This is a genomic window from Novosphingobium sp. SG754, from assembly GCF_013149315.1.
GTDB classification, from domain to species: domain Bacteria; phylum Pseudomonadota; class Alphaproteobacteria; order Sphingomonadales; family Sphingomonadaceae; genus Novosphingobium; species Novosphingobium capsulatum.
Genome location: NZ_JABGCC010000005.1, coordinates 227,651 through 249,598, shown reverse-complemented (window position 1 = coordinate 249,598; position 21,948 = coordinate 227,651). Strand labels below are relative to the sequence as shown.

The following is a 21,948-nucleotide window of genomic DNA, read 5'->3' as shown; positions in this document are numbered from 1 at the left end:
ACTTACTTCTTCTTCCTTTGCCGTTCCATCATCGCCTGGGCCGACATGGCAATATCCTGCGCGCGCAGCCAGTCGGGCGTGCCCTTGGGCAGGCCGTCCTCGGCCGCCTGGGCGCTGCGTGCTGCCTCGGGCAACTGCATCTGCATCAACTGCTGCTCGGCACTGGCCAGGCGGGCGCGGGGGGTATCCCCTTCGGCCTCGTAGACCACGCCAAGCTGATACCATGCAAACGGATTTTCGCGGTCCTTGGCTACCGCCGCCTTGAGCACGCGCTCCGCTTCGGCAAAGTTGGCCTTGTCCTCGGTGGCGAGCAGGGCGTGGCCAAAGGTGGTGGCGATCAGCGGGTTGTTGCCAGTCAACTGCGTGGCGCGGCGCAGGGGCGGGATGGCATCGGCCGGCTGGCCGGATTCGAGCAGCACCTGGCCCTTGAGTTCCAGCGCATAGGGATCATCGGGCAGTTGCTTGAGCATGGCGTCCACTTCGGCCAGCGCTTTGTCCATCAGCGCTTCCTTGTGATAGGCATAGGCGCGCGCGTAGTGGGCCGGGGCATCCTGCAGGTAATCGGGAAAGGCGCGCAGCGTGTCCTGCGGCTCGGCCAGATAGCCATAGAGCTTGGCCTTCACGCGCAGGAAGTGGGCCTGCAGCTGCGGGTCCATCGGCGTATTCCACGCCGGATCGTGTTCGTAGACATCCTGAAGGTAGGTCAGGCGGTCGGCCGTCATCGGGTGGGTGGAATAGAACTCCGCATCGGCATTGCGGGTAAAGCCATAGCGGAATTCCTGATTCTGCAGCTTCTTGAAGAAATCCAGCGACCCGCGCCCGGAAATCCCCGCCTTGGACAGGAACTGCGCGCCGGCAGCATCGGCCTGCGATTCCTGCGCGCGGCTGAAGGAGAGATAGCTGCCCAGCGCCGCCTGCTGCCCGGCCATGAACACGCCCAGGCCCGCGTCGGCCGAACCGGCGGCAGCGGCGAGGCCACCGAGCAGCAGCGACAGCAGGGTGATGCCGGTGGCCGGCTTTGAACCTGCCGTGCTGATTACGTGGCCGCCGGTGATGTGGCCCAATTCGTGCGCCACCACGCCTTGCACTTCGTTGATATTGTCGGCCGCGCCCAGCAGCCCGGAATGGATATAGACCGCCTGACCGCCAGCCACGAAGGCGTTGATCGAGCCATCGTTGAGCAGGATGATATCGACATTGCGCGGATCGAGCCCGGCCGCCTTGATCAGCGGGGCCGACATGTCGCGGAACAGCGCTTCGGTCTCCGCGTCGCGCAGCACCTCTTGCGCCATGACCGGTTGCACGGTCAGCGCCATGGCCACGACGACCGAACACAGCGCGGCCAAGGGTCGGCGCAGACGGGAGGAAATGAGGGCGGGCTTCACGATACCGGTTATTGTGGCGCGGAATGAACCGATGGTGAAGCGCAAACCGTGGTGATGAACGCGGCAACGGCCGCCAGGGGCCGCGCCTCGCGCACGAAAGGCCGGGCAAAGGCCATGATCATCCGCTCGTGGTCGATCCCGTCGAACACCTGCGCCTGCGTCGGCTGGCCGGCTGCGGTCATTGCGGCGGCCAGGGCCAGGCTGTTGCGCGGGCGCACGCGGGTGTCCTGCGCGCCGTGCAGCAGCAGCAGCGGCGGCGCGCCGGCGCGGGCATGGGTGATCGGCTGGGTTTGCGCCAGATCGGCGCAGTGGCCGAACGTGGCGATCGAGGCGGGATCGTCCAGCGGCAGGAAATCCGCCGGGGTGGAAAGGCCGATCACCCCCGCCAGGGCATCGGCATCAAGCCCCTCGTCGGCCATCCAGCGCTTGTCCAGCGCCAGGGCCAGCGCGTTGTAGGCGCCCGCCGAATGGCCCATCAGCACGACGCGGGCCGGATCGCCGCCCAGCGCGCCGATGTGATCAGCCACCCAGCGCAGCGCGCGGGCACCATCGGCCAACATGATCGGCCAGCGGCCCTGTGGCAGCAGGCGATACCCCGCCAGCACGACCACGCAGCTTTCGGGCGCCATTGCGCCGATCAGGCTGCGCGCCATGAAGCGATAGTCTTGCGGCCGGCCGCTGTCCCAGGCGCCGCCGTGGATGAAGACCACCACGGGCAGCCGGGCATCGGACGCGGTGCCGGGCGGGGCATAGACTTCCAGGCGCTGCTGCGGATCGGGGCCAAAGCGGGCCTGCGCCTGGCAGGCGATGCCACTGCGGCCGCCGCGCAGCGCCAGGTCTGCGGCGTCGAGCAGGGCCACCGGGTTGCGGGCCAGGGCGCGGCGATAAAGGGCGTGGCCGACCAGGCCAATCGTTGCCCAGCCCAGCAAGCCTGAGCCAACGAACCATCGAGAGAATTTCATCGTTTGTGCAAACTCCCCCACGCCGATGGCGGTTCCCGTCCGATGGCACTGCCCGGGCGGGCCGACAACAGGAAAAGGGCCGCCCGGTTTCCCAAGCGGCCCTTCCCATTTTTTTTCAAGCGGTTGGCGTGGGCTTAGAAGTCCATGCCGCCCATGCCGCCCATGCCGCCGGGCATGCCGGCCGGGGCGGGCTTGTCGTCCGGCTTTTCGCTGATCGCCGCTTCGGTGGTGATCAGCAGACCGGCGACCGAAGCCGCGTCCTGCAGCGCCGTGCGCACGACCTTGGTCGGGTCGATCACGCCAGCAGCCTTGAGGTTTTCATAGACGTCGGTCGCAGCGTTGAAGCCGATGCCTTCGTCAGCCTGGTCGAGCAGCTTGCCCGCCACGACGGCGCCATCGCTGCCGGCGTTTTCAGCGATCTGCTTGACCGGGGCGGTGATCGCCTTGCGGACGATGTCGATGCCGCGGGTCTGGTCTTCGTTGGCACCGGTGAGGCCTTCGAGAGCGCGCGTGGCATAGAGCAGAGCCGTGCCACCGCCGGTCACGATGCCTTCTTCCACCGCAGCGCGGGTGGCGTGGAGGGCGTCGTCAACGCGGTCCTTGCGTTCCTTGACTTCGACTTCGGTGGCACCGCCAACCTTGATCACGGCAACGCCGCCAGCCAGCTTGGCCAGGCGTTCCTGCAGCTTTTCGCGGTCATAGTCCGAAGTGGTGACTTCGATCTGCGCGCGGATCTGCTCGACACGGCCCTTGATGTCTTCGGCCGCACCGGCGCCGTCGACGATCGTGGTGTTGTCCTTGTCGATCGTGACCTTCTTGGCCTGGCCCAGCATGCCGAGCGTCACGGTTTCGAGCTTGATGCCCAGGTCTTCCGAGATCATTTCGCCAGCGGTCAGCGTGGCGATGTCGCCCAGCATGGCCTTGCGACGGTCACCGAAGCCCGGCGCCTTGACGGCGGCGATCTTGAGGCCACCGCGCAGCTTGTTGACCACCAGGGTGGCCAGCGCTTCGCCTTCGATGTCTTCGGCGATGATCAGCAGCGGACGGCCCGACTGCACCACGGCTTCCAGGATCGGCAGCAGCGACTGCAGCGACGAGAGCTTCTTCTCGTGGATCAGGATGTAGGGGTTTTCGAGCTCCACCACCATCTTTTCGGGATTGGTGATGAAGTAGGGCGAAAGGTAGCCGCGGTCGAACTGCATGCCTTCGACGACATCGAGTTCGAATTCGAGGCCCTTGGCCTCTTCCACGGTGATCACGCCTTCCTTGCCGACCTTTTCCATGGCTTCGGCGATCTTTTCGCCGACTTCCACGTCACCGTTGGCCGAGATGATGCCGACCTGGGCGATTTCCGACGAACCGGCAACCGGGGTCGAACGCGACTTGAGGTTTTCGACAACCTTGGTCACGGCGATATCGATGCCGCGCTTGAGGTCCATCGGGTTGATGCCGGCGGCAACCGACTTCATGCCTTCGCGCACAATGGCCTGGGCCAGCACGGTGGCGGTGGTGGTGCCGTCACCGGCCTTGTCGTTGGCCTTCGATGCCACTTCGCGCAGCATCTGGGCGCCCATGTTCTCGAACTTGTCCTTGAGTTCGATTTCCTTGGCGACCGAGACACCGTCCTTGGTGATGCGCGGCGCGCCGAAGCTCTTGTCGATCACGACGTTGCGGCCCTTGGGGCCCAGCGTCACCTTCACGGCATCGGCGAGAATGTCGACGCCCTTGAGAATGCGTTCGCGCGCGTCGCGCGAAAAGCGTACGTCCTTGGCAGCCATTGCTCAGTTCCTTTGAATACGGGAAATGGAAATTCGGAAAAATCGGGTGATCAGCCGATCACGCCCAGGATGTCCGATTCCTTCATGATCAGCAGGTCTTCGCCCGACACCTTCACTTCGGTGCCCGACCACTTGCCGAACAGCACGCGATCGCCGACCTTGACGTCGAGCGGGGTGATCGTGCCGTTTTCGGCGCGCGAACCGGTGCCAACGGCAACGATTTCGCCTTCAGCGGGCTTTTCCTTGGCGCTGTCGGGGATGATGATCCCGCCGGCGGTCTTTTCCTCGGCTTCGACGCGGCGCACCAGCACGCGGTCGTGCAGCGGACGGAAAGTCATGGGTTGCTCCCTCTTCCAATCAGAATTGGCTTACGAAATCTGCGCTGGCACTCTCACCTCGAGAGTGCCAGCGGGGCGCATATGGGTGGCGCCGCCCGCCAGCGTCAAGGGGGCAGCTACAGATTCTTTGTTTCGTTTTGGCGTGTCGTGCGTTGCTACGCGCCAGAATCGCCATGGGGCGAATGTCGCTGGCTGATCAGGGCAGCAGGCCCAGCCGATCGCGGCGATGCCAGCGCCAGATCAGCAGCGCCGCCACGCAGACCAGCCCGGCCATCAGGCCCAGCCACACGCCCATCCCACCCAGCGGAGTATAAAGCCCAAGGCCGATGGCCGTGAGCAGGCCCGGCACCCAATAGCCGAACATGGCAATGGTCATCGGCACGCGGGTATCCTGCAGGCCGCGCAGCACCGCGCCGCAGGTGGCCTGCGCGCCATCGAACAGCTGGAACGCGGCGGCCACGATCAGGAATTGCAGGGCATAGCCTACCAGCGCGGCATTGGCCGGATCGCCCACATCGATATACAGGCCCAGGATCAGCCGGGGAATCGCAAGCATCACGGCGGCCATCGTGCCCATGAAGCCCACGCTCATCGCCAGGGCGGTCCACCCGGCGCGGGCAATCCCGGCATGGTCGCGCGCGCCATAGGCCAGCCCGACCCGGATCGTGGCGGCCTGGCCCAGGCCGAACGGCACCTGGAAGGTCATGCCCGCCAGCTGCATCGCCACGGTATGGGCCGCCAGCTGCACTTCGCCGATGCGCCCGATCAACAGGGCAGCGCCGTTGAACAACCCGGCTTCGGCCACGATCGTGGCGCAGATCGGCAGGCCGATCTTCCACACATCGGCAAAGCGGCGCCATTCCGCGCGCCACCAGCGGCCGAGCAGGTGATAGCGGTGCAGCCGCCGGTCAAACCGCAGCACCATGGCATAGGCGAGCAGCATCGCGCTGCTGGTCACCACGCTGGACCAGGCCGACCCCATCAGGCCCAGCGCCGGCATCCCGGCATGACCATAGACAAAGATCCAGTTGCCGGTGGCATTGACCACCACGGCCAGCGCGGTGATCGCCGTGCCAATGCCCGGCCGGCCCAGCGTGGAAACGACCGTGCGCAGCAGGGAGGAAAGCACCGCCGGCACGCAGGCCAGCGACAGCACGGCCAGGAACGGTACGGCGCGCACCACCACCGCTTCGCTCTGCCCGGTGGCGCGCAGCAGCGGCCCACCCAGCTGGCACAGCGCCATGGCCACCACGGCCGCGAGCACGCCCACCCACGCACCCATGCGCACGGTGCGGCGCACCTCGCGCACTGCATGGCGGCGGCGGCCCAGTTCCGCCGCGATCAATGGAGACGTCGCGCCGACCAGCCCGGTCAGGCTCCAGATCAGCAGGCCAAAGATCGATACCGCCAGCGATGACGCGGCCAGCGCCTCTGCCCCCAGGCGCGCCACGAACAGCACGTCGACGGCGAACACTGCCATCTGCAACAGGTTTGCCCCGACCAGCGGCGCAGCCAGGCGCAGCATCTCGCGCCATTCAGACGTGGCGTGCGGCCCGGCCAGATCGGGTGAAGTGGGCAGGGTTGTGGCGACGGTCATGCCACCGCCCATAGGGATTGGGCGGCGCCGGGGAAAGGAAAACTCAGTGCGCCTTTCCGGGTGCGCGGAAAGGATGGCTCAGCGCGTGATAGAGCTTTTCCGGGCAGATCTGCGCGCTCACCTGGTCGGCCACCAGCGCGGCGGCGAACAGCGGTAGGATCATCGCGCGGTCGGCGGTCATTTCCATGACGATGATCACGGCGGTCAGCGGCGCGCGCGTCACCCCGGCGAAATAGGCGATCATGCCCAGCATCGCCACGGCGCCCGAATAGTCTGGCGGAAACAGCGTGCTGACCAGCTGGCCCAGCCCGGCGCCAACCGACAGCGATGGGGCAAAGATGCCGCCGGGCGCGCCGCTCAAGGCCGTGGCCAGCGAGGTGACGAACTTGGCCGGCCCGAACCACAGCGAGGTTTCCGCGCCCGACAGCAGCCCGCGCGTCGTGCCATAGCCGGTGCCCCAGGCCAGGCCACCGGGGCCAAGGCCTTGGGTGGCAACGCCAACCACCGCGACGATCAGGCCCAGCCCGGCGGCCAACGCTACCGGCCGTGCGCGCAGGGCACCGATCCAGCCATGGTCGATCGTGCCAAAACCGCTCAGCACGCGGGCAAAGACGCCACCGGCAAGGCCGCCAGCCACCCCGCAGCCGAGCGCGGCCACCATCGCCGGCACGATCGGCACGTGCTGGCTCATCGCGCCGAAATAGATGTAATCGCCAGACAATCCCAGGCTGACCAGGCCTGCGGTCATCACCGCCAGCATGACCAGCAGCGCCAGGCGCTGCTCGAAGGCAGAGGCCAGTTCTTCGATGGCGAAGGCCACCCCGGCCAGCGGGGTGTTGAACGCGGCGGCAACACCCGCCGCGCCACCAGCGATGATCACGCCCGCGCCCACCGGCACGCGCAGGAATTTGTGCACCGCCACCATGATCGCCGCGCTCAACTGCACCGTCGGCCCTTCGCGCCCCACCGATGCCCCGCCCAGCAGCATGGCGAGCGTTCCGGCCACCTTGGCGAGCGCGGTGCGCATCGACAGCAGCGGCGCCATCACGGGATGATCGGGCGCTTCGGCTGCGGCCATGACCTGGGGAATGCCCGATCCGCGCGCGGCCGGCCAACGCGTGCGCGTGGCCCAGGTGACGACCACGAAAATCGCCGGGGTCAGCACGATCGGCACGAGCGGATGGGCCGTAACGATCCGGGTGAACAATCCCTGCACCGCCTCGCCGGCGCGGGCAAACAGGATGGCCGCGATCCCCAAGGCCAGCGCACCGCCTAGGGCGGCGATGCGCGGTTGCAGGTTTCTGGCGGCGGCCAGCGGCTTGCGGAATTGGCGGGTGGGCATGGGGCAGGGCCTAGCGCGCCTGAACCTGAATTGCGCCTGAAAAGGTTGCGGTTCGGGAAAAAGCCCCTCCGTCAGGCCCTCTGGGCCTGCCACCTCCACACGATATGGGGAGGATCTGAAGATCCTCCCTGCCAAAGGCGGGGAGGGGAACCGCCGCGAAGCGGTGGTGGAGGGGCATGACCGGCAACGAAAAAAGGGCGGAGCCTTGCAGGCCCGCCCTTTCTCCATTTCGTCGGGAAGAACCCGAAGAAGATTACTTGATTTCGACGGTGCCGCCGGCTTCTTCGATCTTCTTCTTGATGTCTTCGGCTTCAGCCTTCGACACGCCTTCCTTGACAGCCTTCGGCGCGCCTTCGACCAGGGCCTTGGCTTCGGTCAGGCCGAGCGAGGTGATCGCGCGGACTTCCTTGATGACCTGGATCTTCTTGCCGCCGTCGCCGGTCAGGATGACGTCGAATTCGGTCTTTTCTTCAGCAGCCGGAGCAGCTTCACCGGCGGGGGCAGCGGCCACGGCCACGGCAGCAGCGGCGCTCACGCCCCATGCTTCTTCAAGAGCCTTGGCGAGGTCAGCAGCTTCGAGAACGGTGAGCTGCGACAGTTCTTCAACGAGCTTGGCGATATCGGCCATGATGTTTCACTCCGTTAATATGTGGCGCCCGGCGTCCGCGGCATGCGGTGCGCACGGGCAAAAGTCGTTTGAACCGGCTCAGGCCGCATCCTTCTCGGCATAGGCGTTGAAGACGCGAGCCAGCTTCGCCGCCGGAGCGGTGGTGAGCTGGGCGATCTTCGTGGCCGGAGCCTGGATGAGACCGATAAGCTTGGCACGCAGTTCATCGAGCGAGGGCATCGTGGCCAGGGCCTTGACACCATCGGGGCTGAGAACCTGCGAACCCATCCCGCCACCGACGATTTCAATCTTGTCGGTGGTCTTGGCGAACTCGACGATCACCTTGGCGGCGGCGACGGGATCAGCCGAGGCAGCGATGGCGGTCGGCCCGGTGAAAAATTCACCAATGCCTTCGTAATCGGTGCCCTGGATGGCAAGCTTGGCAAGACGGTTCTTCGCAACCTTGTAGGTCGCACCGGCCTCACGAATCTTCGTGCGCAGGGCAGTGGACTGGGCCACCGTCATGCCGAGGTTGCGAGTGACGATAACCGCCCCCGAACCGCTCACGAGTTCGTTGAGGAAAGCGACCGATTCGGCTTTTTGCGAACGATCCATGCCTTACTCCTTCACAATGGCTGCCTGGGGCAAAGCCCCCTGCAGCCGGCTACGTTTGTCCCGGGCCGCAAGCGACCTGGGGCGAGTCCGTTCGACAAGGGAAGGAGGTTGCGCGCCGGCCATGGCCAGTGCGGTGGGCGCCACGATCCGAAAACGAAGCGTGCGGCCGTGAAATCTCTTTTCCCCGCCTAGGTCGGAAATTAAGCCTGGGCAAACCCCGGCGCCGACGGTCTCGGACGGATGAGCGGGGGACCAGGTCCGCCACTCGGGTGCGGCCCATAGCAGACGCGGACACGCAGTCAAGCAGGAGTGTCGCGTCAGGCGTGCAGCGTGGCGCTGCTGCCATGGCGCGGCAGGTGCAAGGCGGGCTGGCCAGCCAGGGCGGGTTTGACCACGCAGCAGTTCCGTCCCGCACTCTTGGCCTGGTACAGCGCCTGGTCGGCGCGGCGCAGCGCGGCATCGAGCATGACTTCGCCTGGCGACATGGCCGAGATGCCAAAGCTGGCGGTGACGGCAAAATCGCGGCCGAGCAGACGCTGCACGCGCTGGGCAAAATCGCGGCGCACCGTTTCGGCCAGGTCTGCCGCCGTGCCAACCGCACCGGTGCCAGCCAGGCCCCCCGCCAAGGCCAGCGCGCCCTGTGGCAGATAGACCACGAACTCCTCTCCGCCAAAGCGCGCGGCAAAGGCCCGTGCGGGCAGATGCGCATCGATCGCGTTGGCCAGGAGAGCAATCACTTCATCGCCGCGATGATGGCCGAACTGGTCGTTCACGGCCTTGAAGTGATCGATGTCGCAGGCGATCACGGCGGCGTGGCTCTTTTCGTGGGCGCTGCGCCCGGCCAGCGCCTCGTCAAACCCGCGGCGGTTGAGCAGGCCGGTGAGGGGATCGCAGATCGCCCAGTCGCGATAGCGCATCAGCACGCCGATCATCACCGAGGCGAGCGCCGCCATGGCAAAGGCCACGCCGATCAGCGAGCCGGTGATCTGATAGACAAAGGCGTAAGGGCTGGTGGCAAAGTCGCCAAGGCCGCCACTCGCCAGCCAGCGAATGGCAGCGGCGCGCAGGCCGGCATCGGCCACCACCACCCAGCTGACCACGATCAGCGCGCGATCCCCGCTGCGCCGCGTGCGCCCGCGCGCCGCCAGCAGCGGCACTGCCATGAGCAGCGCGCAGCCCGCGTCCGATGCGGCCAGGTGCAGGCGCAAGCTGTCGCTCATCACGCCCCAGGCGCTTGCCATTACCGACAGGGCCGCGATTCCCAGGCGGAGCGAGATATGGCTGCGGCGCAGGCCGAAGTGTTCGCCCATCGCCTGGCCGAAACAGAGAAACGCTGCTGCAAACAATCCCGAGGCCAGCACGGCCCGGCCGCCTTCGGGCATCAGGAAAGTAAGTGCCGGCATGGCAAAGCCGGCAGCGCTGGCGAGGAATCCGCCCGCCCACCAGCCCGCGCTGGAGACTCGCCAGCGCCCCGCCAGGACGGCGGCAATGCCGAAGGCAACCTGCATGACCGGCAAGATAAAGGCGAATCGATCGTCCATGAAACTCGCGGCTAGGGCAATAGGCACGAGGCAACAGCGCGCAAACCAGCGCGATGTGCGTCCTGCGGTGCGCCATGCCTATGCGGTCACGGTAAACAGAACGCAAACTTTTGCTCCATCCTGGTAGTGGTTTGTGCGGAGAAACAGGCGCATTTTAGAATTAATTACAATTCCCCGCGCCGTGTCGTCGGGCGCTGCCGGCCGGGAGGGGCATCGCGTCGCCGCATCGGGCTGCTCTTGCCCGGCCGGCCTTTGACTTTGCAGGGCGGTGCTCCTATATGGCGATCCAACACCTGCTGTTTCGAGCAAGGCTTTCCCATGCGCGGGGGAAGGCTCAAGGAAGGAAGCAGCGGGCATCGGTACAACGCGAAGGCTGCGGGCCACGGGCATCCGGGAAGGGTGTGCGGTGCCCCGTGGCCTTGTTTGCGTTTGTGCCGTGCCACCCGCCGCGCATGGCAGATTTCCGCCGGTTTTGGCCGGCTCGTGACAAGCAAAGAGGCATTCACCTCCTATGGCAACCAAGGCTCCAGTCCGCGCCGGTCTGAAGAAGCGCATCCGCAAGATCTTCGGTGACATTCACGAAGTCGTGCAGATGCCGAACCTGATCGAGGTTCAGCGCGAATCGTACGAGCAGTTCCTCCGCTCCGATCCGTCGACCGGCTATGTCTCGGGCCTGGAAAAGACCCTGCGCTCGGTGTTCCCGATCCAGGACTTCGCCGGCACCGCCTCGCTCGATATCAAGGAGCGTGACGGCTATGTGCTCGAAGCGCCCAAGTACGACGTGAACGAATGCCGCCAGCGCGGCATCACTTACGCCGCGCCGATGAAGGTCACGCTCAAGCTCGCCACGTTTGAAGTGGACGCCGAGACCGAGACCAAGAGCCTCATCGATATCAAGGAGCAGGACGTCTACATGGGCGATATCCCGCTCATGACCGACAACGGCACCTTCATCATCAACGGCACCGAGCGCGTGATCGTGTCGCAGATGCACCGTTCGCCGGGCGTGCTGTTCGACCATGACCGTGGCAAGACGCACTCTTCGGGCAAGTACCTGTTTGCCGCGCGCGTCATCCCCTATCGCGGCTCGTGGCTCGATTTCGAATTCGACGCCAAGGACATCGTCAACGTGCGTATCGACCGCAAGCGCAAGCTGCCGGTCACCGCGCTGCTCTATGCCCTGGGCCTCAATGGCGAGCAGATCCTCGACCACTTCTACAACAAGGTTACCTGGGTGCGCGCCGAGGGCGGCTGGAAGGTGCCCTTCGTGCTCGACCAGTGGCGCGGTGCCAAGCCGACGTTCGACATCGTCGATGCCGCTTCGGGCGAAGTGGTGTTTGCCGCTGGCCAGAAGATCAGCCCGCGCGCTGCCAACAAGGCGGCCAAGGACGGCCTGCAGTCGCTGCTGATTCCGACCGAGGAAATCTTTGGCCGCTATGCCGCCAAGGACCTGATCGACGAATCGACCGGCCGCATCTGGATCGAAGCGGGCGATGAAGTCGGCCCCGAAAACCTCGACGTGCTCGACCGCGCCGGGGTGGACCAGCTCGACCTGCTCGACATCGACCACGTCAGCACCGGCCCGTGGATCCGCAACACGATGAAGGCCGACAAGGCCGAAGATCGCGACCACGCGCTGGCCGATATCTATCGCGTCATGCGCCCCGGCGAACCGCCGACGCGCGAAACCGCCGAAGCGCTGTTCGACGGCCTGTTCTTCGATGCTGACCGCTACGACCTCTCGGCCGTGGGCCGCGTGAAGCTCAACATGCGCCTGGGCCTGGATTGCCCGGACACCATCACCACCCTGCGCACCGACGATATCCTCGCCGTGGTCAAGGAACTGGTGAACCTCAAGGACGGCAAGGGCGAAGTCGACGACATCGACAACCTTGGCAACCGTCGCGTGCGTTCGGTGGGCGAGCTGCTGGAAAACCAGTACCGCGTCGGCCTGCTGCGCATGGAACGTGCGGTCAAGGAACGCATGAGCTCGGTCGACGTGTCGACCGTGATGCCCAACGACCTGATCAACGCCAAGCCGGCGGTGGCCGCGGTGCGTGAATTCTTCGGCTCCTCGCAGCTGTCGCAGTTCATGGACCAGACCAACCCGCTGTCGGAAGTGACGCACAAGCGTCGCGTTTCGGCCCTCGGGCCGGGTGGCTTGACGCGTGAGCGCGCCGGCTTCGAAGTGCGCGACGTTCACCCCACGCACTATGGTCGTATCTGCCCGATTGAAACGCCCGAAGGGCCCAACATCGGTCTGATCAACTCGCTCTCGACCTTCGCCCGCGTCAACAAGTACGGCTTCATCGAAACGCCGTACCGCAAGGTGCTCGACGGCAAGGTCTCGTCCGAAGTGGTCTATCTCTCGGCCATGGAAGAGCAGAAGCACACGGTGGCGCAGGCTTCGGCCGAAACCACGGCCGATGGCTCGTTCGTGGAAGAACTGGTCTCGGCCCGTCAGAACGGCGAATTCGTCATGGCGCCGCGCGAAACCGTGACGCTGATGGACGTCAGCCCCAAGCAGCTCGTCTCGGTGGCCGCCTCGCTCATTCCGTTCCTGGAAAACGACGACGCCAACCGCGCGCTGATGGGCTCGAACATGCAGCGCCAGGCGGTGCCGCTGGTCAAGGCCGATGCGCCGTTCGTGGGCACCGGCATGGAAGGCACCGTGGCGCGCGATTCGGGCGCCGCGATTGCCGCGCTGCGCGGCGGCATTGTCGACCAGGTGGACGCGACCCGTATCGTGATCCGCGTGACCGGCGACGTTGAACCGGGCAAGTCGGGCGTGGACATCTACACCCTGCAGAAGTTCGAACGCTCCAACCAGTCCACCTGCATCAACCAGCGCCCGCTGGTGAGCGTGGGCGATATCGTCGAAAAGGGCGATATCCTGGCTGACGGTCCCTCGACCGAGTTCGGCGAGCTGGCGCTGGGCCGTAACGTGCTCGTCGCGTTCATGCCCTGGAACGGCTACAACTACGAAGACTCGATCCTGATCAGCGAGCGCATCGTCAAGGAAGACGTCTTCACCTCGATCCACATCGAGGAATTCGAAGTCATGGCCCGCGACACCAAGCTCGGGCCCGAAGACATCACCCGCGACATCCCCAACGTGGGCGAGGAAGCGCTGCGCAACCTCGACGAAGCGGGCATCGTCTATGTGGGCGCCGAAGTGCACCCCGGTGATATCCTCGTCGGCAAGATCACGCCCAAGGGCGAATCCCCGATGACGCCGGAAGAAAAGCTGCTGCGCGCGATCTTCGGTGAAAAGGCGTCCGACGTGCGCGATACCTCGCTGCGTCTGCCGCCGGGCGTTTCGGGCACGATCGTGGACGTGCGCACGTTCAACCGCCACGGCATCGAGATCGACGACCGTACCCGCGCCATCCAGAACGAGGAAATCGAACGCCTCGCCAAGGACCGCGAAGACGAACGCGCCATTCTCAACCGTGCCACCTTCAACCGCCTGAAGGACATGCTGCTGGGCCAGGTGGCCACGGCCGCGCCCAAGGGCATCAAGAAGGGTGTCGACATCGACGAGCAGCTGCTGGCCGATGTGGAACGTCACGAATGGTGGAAGTTCGCCGTGGCCGACGATGCGCGCCAGCAGCAGCTGGAAGCGACCAAGGGCCAGTACGACACGGCGATCAAGGCGATCCAGGAGAAGTTCGAGGACCGCAAGGAAAAGCTGGAGCGCGGTGACGAACTGGCGCCGGGCGTGCTCAAGATGGTCAAGGTCTTCGTCGCGGTGAAGCGCAAGCTGCAGCCGGGCGACAAGATGGCCGGCCGTCACGGCAACAAGGGCATCATCAGCCGCATCCTGCCGCAGGAAGACATGCCCTTCCTGGAAGACGGCACCCCGGTCGATTTCGTGCTCAACCCGCTGGGCGTGCCCTCGCGCATGAACGTCGGGCAGATCTTCGAAACCCACCTGGGCTGGGCCGCACGCGGCCTGGGCCACAAGATCGGGGCGGCGCTCGACGCCTGGCGCGAAGCCAATCCCGATCCGCAGGCGGGCGAGCCGCCCGAAGCGGTGCGCGAACTGCTGGTCGATATCTATGGCGACAACTACGCCGAAGAGATCAAGGCCCGCAGCGATGCCGAAATCGTCGAGCTGGCCCAGAACGTGCGCCAAGGCGTGCCGATGGGTTCGCCGGTGTTCGACGGCGCGGTGGAAGCCGATGTGACCGCCATGCTGCGCAAGGCCGGGCTCGATGAATCGGGCCAGGTCACGCTGTTCGACGGCCGCACCGGCGAGGCGTTCGACCGCAAGGTCACCGTTGGCTGCAAGTACGTGCTCAAGCTGCACCACTTGGTGGACGACAAGATCCACGCCCGTTCGATCGGCCCCTACAGCCTCGTCACCCAGCAGCCGCTGGGCGGTAAGGCCCAGTTCGGTGGTCAGCGCTTCGGGGAAATGGAGGTCTGGGCGCTCCAGGCCTATGGCGCGGCCTACACGCTGCAGGAAATGCTCACGGTCAAGTCCGACGACGTTGTCGGCCGTACCAAGGTCTATGAAGCGATCGTCAAGGGTGACGACACCTTCGAGGCCGGCATTCCCGAAAGCTTCAACGTGCTGGTCAAGGAAATGCGCAGCCTGGGTCTCAACGTCGAACTCTCGTCGATCGACGAGACCGAAGACGACGATGGCCTGGCCGAGGCAGCCGAATAAGCCGGTCGTGGTGCGGCGGCGGACATGCTCCGCCGCCGCACCGGCCTGCCGCATGCACAGAGTTTCCCTCCCAGTGAGGATCACGCAATGAACGACCTGACGAAATTCACCAACCAGCTGCCCAAGCCCGAAACCTTCGACCAGATCCAGATCGGTCTGGCGTCGCCCGAGCGCATCCGCAGCTGGTCCTTCGGCGAAATCAAGAAGCCGGAAACCATCAACTACCGCACGTTCAAGCCCGAACGTGACGGCCTGTTCTGCGCCCGCATCTTCGGTCCCGTGAAGGACTACGAGTGCCTGTGCGGCAAGTACAAGCGCATGAAGTACAAGGGCGTCGTCTGCGAAAAGTGCGGCGTCGAAGTGACCGTGACCAAGGTGCGCCGCGAGCGCATGGGCCACATCGAACTGGCCGCGCCGGTTGCGCACATCTGGTTCTTGAAGTCGCTGCCCTCGCGCATCGGCCTGCTGCTCGACATGCAGCTCAAGCAGCTCGAACGCATCCTCTACTTCGAAAGCTATGTGGTCATCGAGCCGGGCATCACCCCGCTTGAACGCTACCAGCTGCTGACCGAAGACGAACTGCTCGACGCGCAGGACGAATATGGCGAAGACGCCTTTTCGGCCGGCATCGGCGCCGAGGCGGTCAAGCACATGCTCATGGACCTCGACATGGTCCAGGAGCGCGAAGACCTGCTCAAGGAGCTGTCCGAGACCAAGTCGGAACTCAAGCCCAAGAAGATCATCAAGCGCCTCAAGGTGGTGGAATCGTTCATCGATTCCGGCAACCGCCCGGAATGGATGATCCTCGACGTGGTGCCGGTCATTCCGCCCGAACTGCGCCCGCTGGTGCCGCTCGACGGTGGCCGCTTCGCCACCTCGGACTTGAACGACCTCTATCGTCGCGTCATCAACCGCAACAACCGCCTGAAGCGCCTGATCGAGCTGCGCGCACCCGACATCATCGTACGCAACGAAAAGCGCATGCTGCAGGAAGCGGTTGACGCGCTGTTCGACAACGGCCGCCGTGGCCGCGTGATCACCGGCGCCAACAAGCGTCCGCTCAAGTCGCTGTCCGACATGCTCAAGGGCAAGCAGGGCCGCTTCCGTCAGAACCTGCTCGGCAAGCGCGTCGACTATTCGGGCCGTTCGGTCATCGTGACCGGCCCGGAACTCAAGCTGCACCAGTGCGGCCTGCCCAAGAAGATGGCGCTCGAGCTGTTCAAGCCGTTCATCTATGCGCGGCTTGACGCCAAGGGTCTGTCGATGACCCTGAAGCAGGCCAAGAAGTGGGTGGAAAAGGAACGCAAGGAAGTCTGGGACATCCTGGACGAAGTGATCCGCGAACACCCGGTCATGCTCAACCGTGCGCCCACGCTGCACCGTCTGGGCATCCAGGCGTTCGAACCCGTGCTGATCGAAGGCAAGGCGATCCAGCTGCACCCGCTCGTCTGCTCGGCCTTCAACGCCGACTTCGACGGCGACCAGATGGCCGTCCACGTGCCGCTTTCGCTGGAAGCCCAGCTCGAAGCGCGCGTGCTGATGATGTCGACCAACAACATCCTCTCGCCCGCCAACGGCAAGCCGATCATCGTGCCTTCGCAGGACATGGTGCTGGGCCTCTATTACCTGTCGATGGACCGCAAGGGCGAGCCGGGCGAAGGCATGCTGCTGGCCGACATGGCCGAAGTGCACCAGGCGCTGTTTGCCGGCGCGGTGACCATGCACACCAAGATCGTGGCGCGCGTGCCGCAGACCGACGAGAACGGGAAGTCCTATCTCAAGCGGTATGAAACCACGCCCGGTCGCATGCTGATCGGCGAGTGCCTGCCCAAGAGCCACACGGTGCCCTTCGAGCTGGTCAACCGCCTGCTGACGAAGAAGGAAATCGCCGACGTCATCGACCAGGTCTATCGCCACACCGGCCAGAAGGAGACTGTCCTTTTCGCCGACGCGATCATGAGCCTGGGCTTCCGCAACGCGTTCAAGGCGGGCATCTCGTTCGGCAAGGACGACATGATCATCCCGGCGACCAAGGACGCTTTCGTGGCCGAGACGAAGGAACTCGTCGCCGACTACGAACAGCAGTACCAGGACGGCCTGATCACCCAGCAGGAAAAGTACAACAAGGTGATCGACGCCTGGAGCCGTTGCGGCGACCAGGTGGCCAACGCCATGATGGACGAGATCCGCGCCACGCCGAGCGACGAGCACGGCCGTGAAAAGCCGATCAACTCGATCTACATGATGAGCCACTCGGGCGCGCGTGGTTCGCCAACCCAGATGAAGCAGCTGGCCGGGATGCGCGGTCTGATGGCCAAGCCTTCGGGCGAAATCATCGAAACGCCGATCATCTCGAACTTCAAGGAAGGCCTGACCGTCCTTGAATACTTCAACTCGACCCACGGCGCTCGTAAGGGCCTGGCCGATACCGCGCTCAAGACGGCGAACTCGGGTTACCTGACCCGCCGTCTGGTCGATGTGTCGCAGGACTGCGTGGTGACGGTGAACGACTGCGGGACCGAGCGGGCGCTGGAAATGCGCGCGATCGTCCAGGGCGGTGCCACCATCGCCTCGCTGGGCGAACGCATCCTCGGCCGCACCCTGGCCGAAGACATGATCGAGGCGAAGACCGGCAACGTGATCTGCGAAAAGGGCACGCTGCTTGACGAAGGCGCGATCGCCCGGATCGAAGCGGCTGGTGTCCAGTCGGCGCGCATCCGCTCGCCGCTGATCTGCGAAGCGCCCCAGGGCGTGTGCGGCACCTGCTATGGCCGTGACCTTGCCCGCGGTACGCCGGTGAACATCGGTGAAGCGGTTGGCGTCATCGCCGCCCAGTCGATCGGTGAGCCCGGCACGCAGCTGACCATGCGTACGTTCCACATCGGTGGCGCCGCGCAGGTCAACGAACAGTCGCACCTCGAATCGATCTGCGACGGTACCGTGCACTATCGCGACATTCCGACGATCACCGACAGCCGCAACCGCCGCCTGTCGCTCGCCCGCAACGGCGAAATCGTGATCATGGATACCGATGGTCGCGAACGCGCCATGCACCGCGTGCCTTATGGTACCCATCTGCTGCACGAAAACGGTGCGAGCGTGGCCCAGGGCCAGCGCCTGGCCGAGTGGGACCCGTTCACCCTGCCGGTGATCACGGAAAAGCCCGGTATCGTGCGCTATCAGGACCTGATCGACGGCCGCACCCTGACGGAACAGGTCGACGAAGCGACGGGTATTGCCCAGCGCGTCGTCACCGAAAACCGCGCCGGTGGCCGCGCCAAGAAGGAAGACCTGCGTCCGCGCCTGACCCTGCTCGACGACGCCTCGGGTGAAACCGCGCGCTACATGATGGCGCCGGGCACCACCCTGTCGGTGGAAGACGGCCAGGAAGTCCAGGCCGGTGACGTGCTGGCCCGCGCCAGCCGCGAAGCCGCCAAGACCCGCGACATCACGGGCGGTCTGCCGCGCGTGGCCGAGCTGTTCGAAGCGCGCAAGCCCAAGGACAACGCGATCATCGCCAAGATCTCGGGCCGCATCGAGTTCATCCGCGACTACAAGGCGAAGCGGAAGATCGCGATCATCCCGGAAGAAGGCGAACCGGTCGAGTACCTGATCCCCAAGTCCAAGGTGATCGACGTCCAGGAAGGCGACTACGTCAAGAAGGGCGACAACCTGATCTCGGGCTCGCCCGATCCGCACGACATTCTCGAGGTTCTCGGTGTTGAGGCCCTTGCGGAATACCTCGTCGCGGAAATCCAGGAAGTCTATCGCTTGCAGGGCGTGAAGATCAACGACAAGCACATCGAGGTGATCGTTCGCCAGATGCTGCAGAAGGTGGAAATCACCGATGGCGGTGACACCACCCTGCTGCCGGGCGAGCAGGTTGACCTTGAGGAAATGAACGAAACCAACGCCAAGATGCCGGGGGGCTCGCGCCTCGCGGAAGGCAAGCCGGTGCTGCTCGGCATCACCAAGGCTTCGCTGCAGACGCGTTCGTTCATCTCTGCCGCGTCGTTCCAGGAAACCACCCGCGTGCTTACGCAGGCGGCGGTCGAAGGAAAGCGCGACAGCCTGATCGGCCTCAAGGAAAACGTCATCGTCGGCCGTCTCATCCCCGCCGGCACCGGCGCGGGCATGAACCGCATGCGCGTGGCGGCCAACAGCCGCGACGCTGCCCTTCGCGCCGCCAACCGTCGCCTTCAGGAAGCCCTGATCGCGCCGCGCACCGCCGCTGAAGAGCATGCCGCCGAACTGGCCCAGGGCCCCGAAGCCGCGATCGGCGACGATCCGCTCGCCTCGGTCGAAGGGGAAACCCACGGCACCGACGCTGATGCGGCCGATTACCTGATCAAGGGCGACGAGGACTGATCCTCGCCGCGCTGCGGTCAACGCAAACAGCAAGAACCCCGTCGGGCAACCGGCGGGGTTTTTGTTTGGCCCTGGTGTGTGAGTGTGTGTGTGCGGCGAAGCTGCGTGGATTTTTTCACACGAAGCCACGAAGACACGAAGAAAGGAAAGACTGGCGCAGCCAGAACGTCACCCTTCTTCCTTCGTGGCTTCGTGGCTTCGTGGCTTCGTGTGAAAAAGATTACGGCGCCATAGTCGATGCCCAAGACAGGGAAAGCTGCCCCAGCGCGTTCTATGTTCGTAAAAAAGAGGCCCGTTCCGGGCCGGCTTCCGGCGCTGCCAGGGCAGGAGCGGGGCACCGCAGCGCCGGGGGAATGCCGGCCCGGAACGGGCACGCGGTTACGCGCTGCGTCCTGACAGCAGCGCGGCCGCGTGTTGGGTGGCGTGGTAGAGGCCGTCCTGCCGGTCGACCCTGACGAACCCGTGCAGCATGCCGGCAAAACCCTCGTTATCGGCCAGCAGGGCATGGCGCACCATGGCCGCCAGAGTTGCCTCGTCGGGCGTCATGGTAAGCTGGCACGGACGGTTGACGAGGAAGCGTTCTGGCCAGGTGCGGATCACCCGGCGCACCAGCGCATGGACCGCGGCGGCGGTCTCGATGCTGCGATAGCGTTGCGCCAGGTCGGGGATAGGGTCGCGCCCCGCGCGCTCGAACATGGCCGACAGGCGCATGGCCATGACCACGTGCAGGGCTGTCAGGGACAGTGCCCGCACATCCTGGGGGCGGGCCAACGCGGCAATCGTGGCCGCGGCCGATGCAGTGGTCGAAGTGGACAAGAGCGGCACTCCTTTTTGAGAACGATTCGCAGCGTACGGCGGTGGCTCCGCGTCGTCAATGCGAATCATTCGCAAAAATCGCACGCTTGAGCGCAACAACAAACGCCGGCCACCCCAGGGGCAGCCGGCGTTTGCAAACATCGCGCGAAAAGATGTCAGGCCGTACGGAAGCCCTGCGTGATCGGATAGCGCCGATCGCGCCCGAAATTGCGCATGCCCAGCTTCACCCCCGGCGGGGCCTGGCGCCGCTTGTACTCGGCCAGGTGCAGCAGCCGCTCGATGCGCTCCACCGTGGCGCGCTCGAACCCTTCAGCGGTGATCTGCGATACGCTCTTTTCATGCTCGACCAGGCCCAGCAGGATGGCGTCGAGCACGTCATAGGGCGGAAGCGAATCCTCGTCCTTCTGGTCGGGGCGCAGTTCGGCGCTGGGTGGCTTGGTGATGATCCGCTCGGGCATCACCGGCCCGTCCGGTCCCATGCCGATGCGCGGGCGGTGTTCATTGCGCCAGCGCGAGAGGGCAAAGACGGTGGTCTTGTAGGCATCCTTGAGCGGGTTGTAGCCGCCGTTCATGTCACCATAGATGGTGGCATAGCCCACGCTCATCTCGCTCTTGTTGCCGGTGGTGACCAGCATTGGCCCGAACTTGTTGGACAGGGCCATCAGCGTGGTGCCACGGATGCGCGATTGCAGGTTTTCCTCTGTCAGGTCGGGCTCTCGCCCGGCAAACAGGGGGCTGAGCATATCGGTAAAGCCGTCCACCGCCGGCGCGATCGGCACGGTATCGAGCCGCACGCCCAGCATCTGGGCACAGCCTGCGGCATCGTCCAGGCTTTCCTGGCTGGTATAGCGGCTGGGCAGCATCACGCACCACACCCGATCAGCGCCCAGCGCATCGACCGCGATCGCGGCGCAGAGCGCCGAATCGATCCCGCCGGAAAGCCCGAGCAGCACGCCGGGAAAGCGGTTCTTGTTCACATAGTCGCGCAGCGCCATGACCATGGCGCAATAAATATCTTCGGGATGCTCGGTCGGCTCGGCCACCTCGGCTGCCTGGCAGCGCCAGCGGTGGCTGTTGCCGAACGGCACCTTGTTCCACACCGTTTCGACCACGGCCTCTTCCCATTCGGGAAGCTGCGCCCACAGCGCGCCTTCGGGGCCGACGACGAAGCTGGCGCCATCGAATACCACCTCGTCCTGGCCGCCGACGCGGTTGACATAGGCGAGCGGAATGCCGGTATCGATCGCGCGGCGCTTGGCCACGCCGTCGATCCGCAGCACGTCCTTGTCGATCTCGTAGGGGCTGCCGTTGACGCAGAGGAAGATTTCCGCGCCTAACTGCGCCAGGTGGCGGCACACGTCGGGATGCCAGATATCCTCGCAGATCGGCAGGCCCAGAACGGCGCCGCGAAACGGCACCGGTTCGGGCAGCGGGCCGGGCAGGAACAGGCGCTTTTCATCGAACGTGCCATAGTTGGGCAGCTCGTACTTGAAGCGCGTGGCCACGATCTTGCCGCCATCGAGCAGCGCCACGCCGTTGTGCAGCGCGCCGTCGCGCACGAAGACCGATCCCACCAGCATCGCCGGGCCGCCATCGGCGGTGGCGCGCGCCAGCTGTTCCAGCTCTACCGCCGCGCGTTCGATCAGCGCGGGTTTCAGGATCAGGTCTTCGGGCGGATAGCCGATCAGCTGCATTTCCGGAAAGACGATCAGGTCGCTGCGCGGGGCCTTTGCCCGCACCTCCAGCATCGCGGCGGCGTTGGCGGCAAGGTCGCCAACCCTTTGGTTGAGTTGTGCAAGCGTGATGATCAGTGTGTCGGCCATGGCCAGACCCTAGGCGGCATCAGCCATGGCGGGCAAGGGGGCTGTACCGTGGTGGGGCGCAAAACGGCCTGTTTGCGGCCCGTTCGGGACGCTGGGGCGTT

At 65.3% G+C, this 21,948-nt stretch carries 13 protein-coding genes; 2 read left to right on the top strand and 11 right to left on the bottom strand.

All coding sequences use genetic code 11. The annotated features are described in order from the left end of the window. Nucleotides 1-2 precede the first annotated feature (2 nt). From FHW97_RS14240 to FHW97_RS14200, 9 genes are all read right to left on the bottom strand, one after another. Nucleotides 3-1,316 carry a M48 family metalloprotease gene (locus FHW97_RS14240; protein WP_168352091.1) on the bottom strand — a complete coding sequence of 438 codons (1,314 nt, stop codon included), beginning with the start codon at nucleotides 1,314-1,316 and terminating at the stop codon, nucleotides 3-5. A gap of 77 nt (nucleotides 1,317-1,393) precedes the next feature. Further along, on the bottom strand, nucleotides 1,394-2,347 hold the full coding sequence (locus FHW97_RS14235; RefSeq protein ID WP_168351966.1) for an alpha/beta hydrolase: 954 nt from the start codon (nucleotides 2,345-2,347) through the stop codon (nucleotides 1,394-1,396). Between the two features lie 134 nt (nucleotides 2,348-2,481). Next, nucleotides 2,482-4,125 carry a chaperonin GroEL gene (gene groL, locus FHW97_RS14230; RefSeq protein ID WP_054131757.1) on the bottom strand — a complete coding sequence of 548 codons (1,644 nt, stop codon included), beginning with the start codon at nucleotides 4,123-4,125 and terminating at the stop codon, nucleotides 2,482-2,484. A 50-nt stretch (nucleotides 4,126-4,175) separates the two neighbouring features. After that, complete coding sequence (gene groES, locus FHW97_RS14225) at nucleotides 4,176-4,463, bottom strand: co-chaperone GroES (RefSeq protein ID WP_022676485.1); 288 nt, start codon at nucleotides 4,461-4,463, stop codon at nucleotides 4,176-4,178. 196 nt (nucleotides 4,464-4,659) lie between these two features. After that, a complete protein-coding gene (locus tag FHW97_RS14220; RefSeq protein WP_370525413.1) occupies nucleotides 4,660-6,060 on the bottom strand; it encodes an MATE family efflux transporter in 1,401 nt (466 codons plus the stop codon). A gap of 43 nt (nucleotides 6,061-6,103) precedes the next feature. Next, on the bottom strand, nucleotides 6,104-7,402 hold the full coding sequence (locus FHW97_RS14215) for a chloride channel protein (RefSeq protein WP_168351965.1): 1,299 nt from the start codon (nucleotides 7,400-7,402) through the stop codon (nucleotides 6,104-6,106). Nucleotides 7,403-7,655: 253 nt separating this feature from the next. Next, a complete protein-coding gene (rplL, locus tag FHW97_RS14210) occupies nucleotides 7,656-8,030 on the bottom strand; it encodes a 50S ribosomal protein L7/L12 (RefSeq protein ID WP_022676488.1) in 375 nt (124 codons plus the stop codon). A 78-nt stretch (nucleotides 8,031-8,108) separates the two neighbouring features. Continuing rightward, on the bottom strand, nucleotides 8,109-8,624 hold the full coding sequence (rplJ, locus tag FHW97_RS14205; RefSeq protein WP_022676489.1) for a 50S ribosomal protein L10: 516 nt from the start codon (nucleotides 8,622-8,624) through the stop codon (nucleotides 8,109-8,111). 317 nt (nucleotides 8,625-8,941) lie between these two features. Beyond that, nucleotides 8,942-10,165, bottom strand: a complete 1,224-nt coding sequence (locus FHW97_RS14200) for a diguanylate cyclase (RefSeq protein WP_171799255.1) — start codon at nucleotides 10,163-10,165, stop codon at nucleotides 8,942-8,944. A 511-nt stretch (nucleotides 10,166-10,676) separates the two neighbouring features. Between FHW97_RS14200 and rpoB the strand changes: the two genes are divergently transcribed. Then, complete coding sequence (rpoB, locus tag FHW97_RS14195) at nucleotides 10,677-14,840, top strand: DNA-directed RNA polymerase subunit beta (RefSeq protein ID WP_022676491.1); 4,164 nt, start codon at nucleotides 10,677-10,679, stop codon at nucleotides 14,838-14,840. Nucleotides 14,841-14,927: 87 nt separating this feature from the next. Then, entirely contained in the window at nucleotides 14,928-19,208 is a 4,281-nt protein-coding gene (gene rpoC / locus FHW97_RS14190) for a DNA-directed RNA polymerase subunit beta' (protein WP_168351963.1), read from the top strand. Between the two features lie 378 nt (nucleotides 19,209-19,586). Here rpoC and FHW97_RS14185 read toward each other — a convergent pair whose 3' ends face one another. Next, the gene (locus tag FHW97_RS14185; protein WP_022676493.1) at nucleotides 19,587-20,033 is read right to left on the bottom strand and encodes a hypothetical protein; all 447 of its coding nucleotides are present in this window, start codon (nucleotides 20,031-20,033) and stop codon (nucleotides 19,587-19,589) included. 146 nt (nucleotides 20,034-20,179) lie between these two features. Continuing rightward, entirely contained in the window at nucleotides 20,180-21,847 is a 1,668-nt protein-coding gene (locus tag FHW97_RS14180) for an NAD+ synthase (RefSeq protein WP_168351962.1), read from the bottom strand. Nucleotides 21,848-21,948: the final 101 nt, after the last annotated feature.

Bases quoted from the DNA above. Each gene is read 5' to 3' on its own strand.
- FHW97_RS14180 (WP_168351962.1), bottom strand. From the start codon at position 21,847: ATGGCCGACACACTGATCATCACGCTTGCACAACTCAACCAAAGGGTT.
- rplL (WP_022676488.1), bottom strand. From the start codon at position 8,030: ATGGCCGATATCGCCAAGCTCGTTGAAGAACTGTCGCAGCTCACCGTT.
- rplJ (WP_022676489.1), bottom strand. From the start codon at position 8,624: ATGGATCGTTCGCAAAAAGCCGAATCGGTCGCTTTCCTCAACGAACTC.
- FHW97_RS14235 (WP_168351966.1), bottom strand. From the start codon at position 2,347: ATGAAATTCTCTCGATGGTTCGTTGGCTCAGGCTTGCTGGGCTGGGCA.
- FHW97_RS14200 (WP_171799255.1), bottom strand. From the start codon at position 10,165: ATGGACGATCGATTCGCCTTTATCTTGCCGGTCATGCAGGTTGCCTTC.
- FHW97_RS14215 (WP_168351965.1), bottom strand. From the start codon at position 7,402: ATGCCCACCCGCCAATTCCGCAAGCCGCTGGCCGCCGCCAGAAACCTG.
- rpoB (WP_022676491.1), top strand. From the start codon at position 10,677: ATGGCAACCAAGGCTCCAGTCCGCGCCGGTCTGAAGAAGCGCATCCGC.
- FHW97_RS14220 (WP_370525413.1), bottom strand. From the start codon at position 6,060: ATGACCGTCGCCACAACCCTGCCCACTTCACCCGATCTGGCCGGGCCG.
- groL (WP_054131757.1), bottom strand. From the start codon at position 4,125: ATGGCTGCCAAGGACGTACGCTTTTCGCGCGACGCGCGCGAACGCATT.
- groES (WP_022676485.1), bottom strand. From the start codon at position 4,463: ATGACTTTCCGTCCGCTGCACGACCGCGTGCTGGTGCGCCGCGTCGAA.
- FHW97_RS14240 (WP_168352091.1), bottom strand. From the start codon at position 1,316: ATGGCGCTGACCGTGCAACCGGTCATGGCGCAAGAGGTGCTGCGCGAC.
- rpoC (WP_168351963.1), top strand. From the start codon at position 14,928: ATGAACGACCTGACGAAATTCACCAACCAGCTGCCCAAGCCCGAAACC.